Origin of the sequence: Synechococcales cyanobacterium T60_A2020_003 (assembly GCA_015272205.1) — a bacterium.
Taxonomy (GTDB): domain Bacteria; phylum Cyanobacteriota; class Cyanobacteriia; order RECH01; family RECH01; genus JACYMB01.
The window spans coordinates 1-8,832 of the sequence record JACYMB010000369.1 but is presented as its reverse complement, the minus strand read 5'-3'; the positions used below and the strand labels follow the sequence as shown (position 1 = coordinate 8,832).

The following is an 8,832-nucleotide window of genomic DNA, read 5'->3' as shown; positions in this document are numbered from 1 at the left end:
TCCTGGCATTTTACGCCGCAGAGCGGCGGGGAATCGACCCGCAGGGATTGAATCCCGATGCCAGGGTGCCCCCATTAAAGCCACCATAGGCTTGAAAGTACGCCTTCACCTGGGTGCAATCAGTACCCAACTCCCGCTGCATGTGCCGTACCACCAGGTAGGTTCCCAAATCCGATGGAATAGAATCAAACCCGCAGAAGGGAATAATCCGGGTTCCGTCCGCTGCGGCCTGAGCATGGTAGCGATGGATCAGATCCTTGACCCACGGCGTTTCTCCTGTGATGTCTACGTAATGGGTGTACGATCGCACGCAGGCATCCACAATCGGTGTCCCGTACAGCGCAAACGGCCCTGCCGTGTTCAGAACCACCTGAGTTTGCGCCACTATCGCATCCACAGCGGCCTGATCGTGACTGTCGGCCACCTGGATCGCTGCCGATTCAGCCCGTTCCCCCACCTGGGCTTTGACCGCTTCCAATTTGGCGCGGTTGCGTCCGGCGATCGCCCATCGCAGACCCTCAGGGGCATGGGTCGCAAGGTACGCTACCGTTTGCCGACCCACAAACCCTGTCGCTCCGTAGATGAGGACATGATAGGAACGCTCTGTCATGGTTTTCCACCGTTTTTGCCTAGCCTACCGTAGAACCTCAATACCGGAACGCCCAGGTTCACCAGCGATCTAACGCGAATCGGCCAACACGTCTGAGAAGGGCATATCCTTTGCGGCTAGAACAAAGACCGTCGGGGGTAAATCCCTCGCCATGCGCTGGAGATTTTCGTAGTACTGCGTGAAATTCTCCCCCGGAGTAGCCATTCCCAAACAGACCAGATCGGCATCCTGGGACGACTCATGCAAAATATCGGCAAAGGGGCGATCGCCCGACACCAGCACCTCTGGTACGGCTCCAATGCGAAACTCCTGCACCATCGTCTTCAAATTCATCAACGTGGCCTGTACTGCCGACTCGTTCGTCACCACCAGCTTTAGCCGAATCGTCGCATTGCGCCAGTTCTGACTGGTGCGGAGCAGGTAGGCCAACAGCAGCATTAAACTCCCGTTCGCCTGCACCCCTCCCCACCACACGTCGATCCGCCGATGGTTACCAAAGCCCTGTCCCTGCTCATCTCGTAGGATCAGGACACTGCGCTGTGCCTGGTGAATCTGGGCGATCATCTCACAATACTCGTCGCGGCGCTGGTGATCCTCACTGGCTCCCAGCAGTACCGTATTCGGAATCAGCGAACCAATGCCGTAGGCTTCCACAAGCTGCACCGCTCCCCGAAACGGGTTTGTAGCCCGCATTAAACGCACTACCGCTTGGATACCCCGTTTTTCGAGATAATCCTGAATTGTGGACTCCAAGGCATTCTGCCGTGCGCCATCGTAGGACTGTTCCGGCAAAATGCTGGCGATCGTCACCAAACTGCGGTTGTGGGAAAGATCCGCCGCAAACTCAATCAAATTCCAGCGTCGGGTGGGCGCACCGGACAACACCAGCAAATAGGGTCGCCAGTTTTTAGCATCCGGTTCGCTGTGGGAAATTTGAAAAATCGCCGTGCGGGCGATCGCCATCCAAAGACCGCGCCGAATATCGCCCCAGGCACCCTGGAGCTCTCGCCTTTCTAGCCAGAGGTAAATAGCGAGCACAACCACAGCCGCAATGACCGTCGCCACGGCATTAATCAAAAACATTACCGCCAAACAGCCGATCGCCCCTAGCAAGGACAACGCCCAATGCACCTTAAATGCAGGACGGAACGATGGGCTTTGCAGAAATCCCTCAATTCCTGCCGTCATGTTCAGTACGAGATAGGTCGTGAGGAAAAACATGGTTAAAACCGGGGCAATCTGATTTAATTCCCCCGCAATAATTGCTACTAGGGCGATCCCCAAGGTGACGACCGTCGCTAAACGGGGTTCATTGTCGGGGCCACTGCCCTTACCCAACCAGCGCAACCAGTCTGGCAAAATCCCATCCTGCGCCAAGGCTTGCATGACACGAGGCGCACCGAGGATACTGCCGATCGCACTGGACAGCGTTGCCCCCCAAACGCCCAAGAGAATGGCTGGCCCCCAAATTGAAATCTGTTGCATCACGAGGGGCTGCGTGATCAGGGTTTCGCTGTCGGCACGAAAGGCCAGGAACGAAGGCAGCAGCATGTAGATGATGTATCCGGTGAGAATGGCGGCGAGGGTGCCCATGGGAATCGCACGGCTAGGGTTACGCAAATCGCCGGACATGCCGACCCCTGCCATGATGCCCGTAACGGCTGGGAAGAACACAGCAAACACCGACCAAAAACTTTCTGTGCTGGGTGGCGGCAGTTTCAAGCCTAGGGGCTCGGACGAGACTGGATAGCCGAGCATGAAACAGACCAGGGAAAGGGCGATCGCCGCCATGATCACGTACTGTGCCCGAATCGCAATTTTGGCAGAGGTCAAGGCTAAGATCGCAACGCCAACGGTGCTGATAATGGCAACCCCCTTCAGGTTCAGGGCGGGAAAGGTTTCAACCAGACTCTCGGAAAAACCGATGGTGTACAGGGCAACGGATAGGGCTTGGGCAAAGTAGAGGGGAATGCCAACCGCGCCGCCAGTTTCGATGCCGAGCGATCGCGAAATCATGTAGTACGCTCCTCCTACGCGCACCACTCGATCGGTGGCGATCGCCGAAATTGAAAGCCCGGTCAGAAACGTAATGGTGGTAGCCAGGGTGACGATGAGGAGCGTATTGAACAGCCCGACATTCCCGACGACCCAGCCAAACCGGAGGTACATAATCACGCCCAGAATGGTCAGGATCGAAGGCGTAAACACCCCCTCAAAGGTGCTCATTCCCCGGCGTTCGGCGGTTGTTGCCTGTTGTTTAGCAGGGGATTTCGACTGTGGCGAATTGGAACTCATACAGGTAGGAAATTTTTAAACGCGGCATTCAGCACGCATCCCAATTCACTCTATTCGGATGCTCTATTGGGATGGTGCTGTCGGTCTGGAATCAGGCCAAATTACGTTTTGAAAGTCCCATCCCACGAAATTTTCAAAAAATAACTGTCCCGATCCGATGCATCGCCCTAGGTCAGCCTTGAGAGATCCCAATACCCACCGCAACAGAAATGCAACGACCAACGCAATTATAGGGAGCTACAGTCCCAATGCCGACTATCCGAAGTTAGGCTTATCGTAAGTTCACACCCGCCTAGGCTTGCACCGTTTAGACACACCCTCAAAAGAAATCGGGCATCCACGCGGGCGATGTAGCAAAGATTTGGGACGCGATCGCCAAACTTTCCCCATCTCCGTCTAGTAGTCCGATCTGGTGCAGCGCATAGGGCGTTGCGTGTCCGGCATACAGGGCACTCAGTCCGCGAATGTCAATCTTCAGTGCGCCTGAGCCACCGGGTGTCACTGTGCCTGAACCGTGGGCGATCGCCAACGTAAACCGTCCCTGATTTTCGGGCAGCACTTCATCCCGGATCTCCAAATGAAGTTCCGTTTCTAGGAGCGCAGGATAGCCTCGTTGTTCTAACGCCCTGGGCACATGGACTAATCGGAGCATCCAACTAATGGAAGAAGCGAGTCGTGCCGTTTGCTCCGGCAGCAGCAGCAGCAGCGGATCGGTCAGACCACCGGGAACGCGAAGGTGATGCACCTGAGACCGATGGTTAGCGGCAAAGCTCCAGAGGCTACGTCCTGCGGCGGGCGTTAAGGCTACCCAGTCTCGAACGTGGAGGGTCGCGCCGGAGGGATTATCTTTCTGCGTGAATAGAAGATAGCCCTGGGGGGAATCGGGCGCACCCACACCGTAGGCATGCAGCATCTCCTCCGGTTTACTTCGGAGAATTTCCACCCAAATGGCGGAAGCCCGATCGAGGTGTCCGTTATGGATTTGCGCCTTTTGTCGATAGAGAGGGGTAAGGATCTCCGCTGTCGGTTCAAGGCTAAACCAGGGGAGGGATCGCTCCTGGATATGAATTTGTGCGAGCGGCACTTCCCAACGGCACTGACTACCCGCCTGTTCATACCCTGCTTTGCGATACAGCCGTTGAGTCGCGGGATAGAGAACCGATAGAGGGGTTTGCTGATCGTACAGTTCCCGAAGCATGTGACGGATGAGGGCGATCGCCGTACCCGAGCCTCGATACTCTGGCGCAACGCCCACTGCGGCAATTCCAGTCATAGGCACCAGATTGCCGTGCCACCACTGCGCCATTGGAAGCAGGGCAAGGCCACCCCGAACCTGACTGCCATCGGAGAGAATCCGAAAGCGATCGCGACCAATCCGGTCTAGATACTCGTCACAATCTTCCGGTTTCGCCAAGAAACATTGAGCCACAAGCTGGGACATCGCCCTTGCCTGGGTCTCATCGTGCAATACACCGTACTCAGCGGCCATCATAGCTTTCTCTTACATACAACTACCCACTCGATGCGGGAGACCGATCGCCCAGGGCGTTTCCACGGTAGGCGGTTTTCGGTGGAAACAACCTCACCCAACTGGGTGATCAGCGTTTCATTTATCGGTTTTCTAAGCGTGCTGCTGGCTAGAGGCTTCCGTTGACGATGATTCCGCATCCGGATGAACCCGAATAGCAAAGGTCAGCACCGTTTCGTCGATGCCTTTAAGTTGCAAGGGACGGAACTTCGTGATCGGGTCTTCTCCTAATTCCAGATAATCGGCTACAGCAGCAGATACGAGAATCGTGTCGGGATCGGCCGCTTCCTGAATTCGCGCTGCAATATTCACACTGGGGCCAATGGCCGTATAGTCTGAACGTTCCGCGCTACCAAACATGCCCACCACCGCCGTCCCCTGGTGAATGCCACAGCGGAATTTCACGTCTTGGGTAATGCCTTGCGATCGCCAGCGTTCGTTCAGCTTTTCGAGGGCGTCGTACATGGCATGGGCGGAGGCCACCGCCCGCCGCACCTGTTCATTGGGGGGCAACTCTTCCGGCGCACCAAAAATCGCCAAAATTGCGTCGCCCATAAACTTATCCACCGTTCCCCCGTTTTGGAAAATGGCATGGGTCATTTCGGCGAGGTACTCATTCAGCAACTCCGCAACGCGGCGCGATCGCAGCGTATTGGACAATTGCGTAAACCCAACGATATCGCTAAATAACACCGTCACAAGCTTCGGTTCTGGGCGTAAATCCAGAGAAAGCTCACCCCGTGCGGCTTTCTGAACCAGGCTAGGCGGCAAAAACCGCTTTAAAACCGACTCTGTGAGATACGTATTTAACTCCGCAACGCGGCGTTCATTTTCCTTCAGAGCCAGCAGATTTCGAACTTCCGCCAGCAACTCCCGCTCGTTAAACGGCTTCGACAAGTAAGCATCTGCCCCCTGTTCTACTCCTTCTAGGCGCGTATCCTCATCGGCCTTAGCCGTGAGTAAGACAATCGGCGTCCCCTTCAGCCCCTCATGCTGCCGGATACGCTGAATCATCTCCAGACCGGACACCAGCGGCATCATTAAGTCGGTCAGAATTAGATTTGGACGTTGGGTTTCGGCCACCCGGAAGCCCTCGGAACCATCCCGCGCAATCAGGACGTCATAGCCTGCCTGCTGCAAAATACCGGAAACGTAGCTGCGGAGATCGGCATTATCATCCACGACCAGGATGCGGGCGATCGCGCCTTGGGAAACCCCAGCGGGAAGCAGCCCAGGGTCAGCATGCCCATTTTGATGACTGGGGGGCACATCTGGAACGGTTGGAGCAATGGGGCACTCTTCTGCAGCAGCTTGCTCGACCTCCACGTCTGCCAACTCCACATGACTGCGACTGCTCTCCATCTCAGACGGCACTTCAATGATTTGATCTGGGGGCAAATGAGCGGTTCCGGTCTGGAGCCAAATGGTAAAGGTGGTGCCTTCGCCGTAGACGGAATCCACCGTCACTTTGCCGCCGTGCATCTCCACCAGCTTTTTCACGAGGGCTAAGCCTAGGCCACTACCTTCGTACTTGCGATTAGCCGAGCCATCGGCTTGGCGGAACCGCTCAAACAGGTGCGGGATCTGATCCGGGCGAATCCCAACACCACTATCTTTAACTTGCAGCAAGCAATGATCGCCCGCTGCTTGCAGCGTGACGGTAATCATGCCGTTGGGAGCAGTGAATTTCATTGCGTTCGATAGCAGGTTGTACAGCACCTTATCGAACTTCTCTAGGTCTAAATAAACGGGGGGACAGTCTTCTAGTTCTGTCGTCAGATGAATTTGCTTGCGTTCGCAATAGTGCTGGAAGGACTCTACGATCTGGGTCACCAAATCCAGCAAATTACAGGGCCGGAAGCGGGGCTGCATGCGACCCGCATCGAGTCTCTGTAAGTCCAGCAGTTGATTCACAAGGCGGAGCAGGCGGCGGGAATTGCGGAGCGCCATCTGGGACTGGTCATAGGACAGTCCCTGCTTCTGGGCGATCGCCGATTCCAGAGGACCAATCGTTAAGGTCAGGGGCGTGCGAAATTCGTGGGAGACATTCTGGAAAAATTCATTTTTCTGCCGATCTAGCTCTAGAAGTTGTTCGGCCTGCTGTCGCGTCTTTTGGTACAGTCGCGCCTGTTGTACCGCGATCGCTGCTTGTACGGCTACGGCTTGGGCAAGCTTCACCTCATCGGCTAACCACTGGCGTGGCGTTTGGGTTTGCCGGAGAGAAATGCTGCCAATGATTTCGCCATCATAGATGAGCGGTACCACCAGGAGGGCACGGGCGGGCGATCGCAGCGGCAGATCGGTAATGGTTTTATCCGGCTGCTGGTGTAAATCGTGAATGACGACGGGTTCCTGAGTTCGCAAAAGCTGTTGCAGAACCGGATTACCCTCAATGGGAACTTGGGACTGGGGCAACTGATGGCGATGAAAGTCTGGATCGGAACGTTCATGACTAGTCGTGAACGTCGCGTCATCGTCAGCACCCCCCACCGTGGCATCGTGCAAGCCCACGCATTGTACGTACTCATCATCCTTCGTCCATAGGGAGAGCGCACAGCCATCAGCCCGCAGCGCTTGTCCTAACTGTTGGGTAATTGCCGCAAAGATGTCTTGAGGATTGAGGCTGGAACGGATGGCTGCCGTAATCGTATTCACCAACGCTTCCCGTCGCGCCAATAGCGTCATCTGCTCGTAGGTGCGGGCTTGGGCTAGGGAGAGGGCGGCCTGGTCGCTGACCGTGACCACAAGCTGAACTTCATCATCTCGCCAGTGACGAGGCTGATGCCGCTGGAACAGCACCATGACCGCTAGCAACTCATGCTGATAGAGGAGGGGAACGGTTAAAGCGGATTGAATATCTGCGGTTTGATAGATTTGGCGAATCGTTTGCCCGATGGGGGTCATCGCGGCGGTGCGATCGTCAACGGCGGTGTCATCTACCACTTGAATCTCATGCACTTCCGCAATGGTATGCATCAGCGCATCAAGGTTCAAAAATGCGGCTGTTTCTGGGGAGCGATCGCCCGTCTGGGAATAGACACACAGCTCATCCGCCATGTGATTATCCTGAAAGGGGCGCAGGATGCAGTAATCCACCTCAAAGGTTTGCCCAACGGTATCCACGATGGTTTGCAAAATTTGGCGATAATTCATCGCCTGCCGAATGGTGTTGGTAATGGCGTTCAGCAGCGATTCTTGACGGAGGGTGCGCTGCAGATCGCGGGTTCGTGTCTGCAGGATGGCGTGAGTATCGACCGCTTGCCGCACCACCATTTTCAGCTCATCGTCATCCCAGGGTTTTGTGACGTATTTGAAGACTTTCCCGGTGTTGATGGCTTCTACCAGATCGTCCACATCAGTATAGCCCGTCAGAATAATCCGGATGATGTCAGGATATTGAATCGCGGTCAGACTCAAAAACTCGGTTCCGCTCATGCTAGGCATCCGCTGATCCGAAATGATCACAGCGATGTTGCCCTTTTCCCGTTCTAGGATGTCGAGGGCAACTGGGCCACTCTCCGCCTTGAGGACTTCAAACTCGCGGTAGAAGGTTCGGTACAGCAAGTCGAGGTTGTCCGGCTCGTCATCAACCACTAGAAGTTTTGCTTTCTTGCCTTTACTGCTTGAGGGTGTCATGCATCGCACTCCTGCTGCCTAAGTCTACAGAAGACGAGGGGACAGTAAGTTCCGACAAGGAAGTCCTGAACGGGAACCTCCATCCACGATAACCAAAACCAGCAAGATAAAGGGTTCAATTCGAGCCAAGACCATCTCAACTGCTGATCGTCAGAGCATCACTCTGGAAGTAGGGTTGGTTGCGATCGCCGCTGTGCCAAATCAGAACTAGCCGTCGTCATGGCACGCTGCAGAGGTAGGAAAACAGTATCTCTACCATTATGCATCTGCTCTGCTGATGCGCTAACGGTTAGCCTTGGGCTATCCCCCTTCAATCCCTATCGGTGCAACCATGTCAGGGTTGATCACCTCTCTAAGCGCTCTGGGCGATCGCTCCGCCAAAGAGGCTTATATAGGGACGTAAGAGCTGGACAGACCTTTAGGCATACAGCACCGCTCTTTACACTTACTCAAGCAAATCCAGGGGAATCGGGACAATAATTCAATCTTTTTCAAAAACACGGCGTTGTTGCATGAAAGAGGGGTTGCGGGCGGGAGAGGCATGGTAAATTTCAGTTATCACACATAAAACCTGCCATGAAACCTCAATACCGCATCCGCAACTGGTCAGAGTATAACGCTGGATTGAAGGCTAGGGGAAGCCTCACCTTCTGGATCGAAGAATCTGTGCTGGGGCAGTGGGTGGTCGAGGAGTTGAGCGGCAAACCCGGCGCGTCAGTTCTTTATAGTGACCTTGCGATTCAAACAATGGCGACCGTCAAAG

At 55.1% G+C, this 8,832-nt stretch carries 5 protein-coding genes; 1 reads left to right on the top strand and 4 read right to left on the bottom strand.

Annotated features, from left to right (window positions below; all coding sequences use genetic code 11):
- Window positions 1-10: 10 nt before the first annotated feature.
- The 4 genes from IGR76_17925 to IGR76_17910 form a co-directional block, all read right to left on the bottom strand.
- Window positions 11-610, bottom strand: coding sequence for a saccharopine dehydrogenase NADP-binding domain-containing protein (locus IGR76_17925; protein ID MBF2080335.1), 600 nt, complete (start codon window positions 608-610; stop codon window positions 11-13).
- 69 nt (window positions 611-679) lie between these two features.
- Window positions 680-2,836, bottom strand: coding sequence for a Na-K-Cl cotransporter (locus IGR76_17920; protein ID MBF2080334.1), 2,157 nt, complete (start codon window positions 2,834-2,836; stop codon window positions 680-682).
- 388 nt (window positions 2,837-3,224) lie between these two features.
- Entirely contained in the window at window positions 3,225-4,397 is a 1,173-nt protein-coding gene (locus tag IGR76_17915) for a GNAT family N-acetyltransferase (GenBank protein ID MBF2080333.1), read from the bottom strand.
- 129 nt (window positions 4,398-4,526) lie between these two features.
- Window positions 4,527-8,069: a response regulator gene (locus IGR76_17910; GenBank protein ID MBF2080332.1), complete on the bottom strand. Its 3,543-nt coding sequence runs from the start codon at window positions 8,067-8,069 to the stop codon at window positions 4,527-4,529.
- Between the two features lie 576 nt (window positions 8,070-8,645).
- On the opposite strand from IGR76_17910, the gene IGR76_17905 reads away from it, so the two are divergent.
- Window positions 8,646-8,832: transposase (locus IGR76_17905; protein MBF2080331.1), on the top strand; the 187-nt coding region annotated here is incomplete at its 3' end.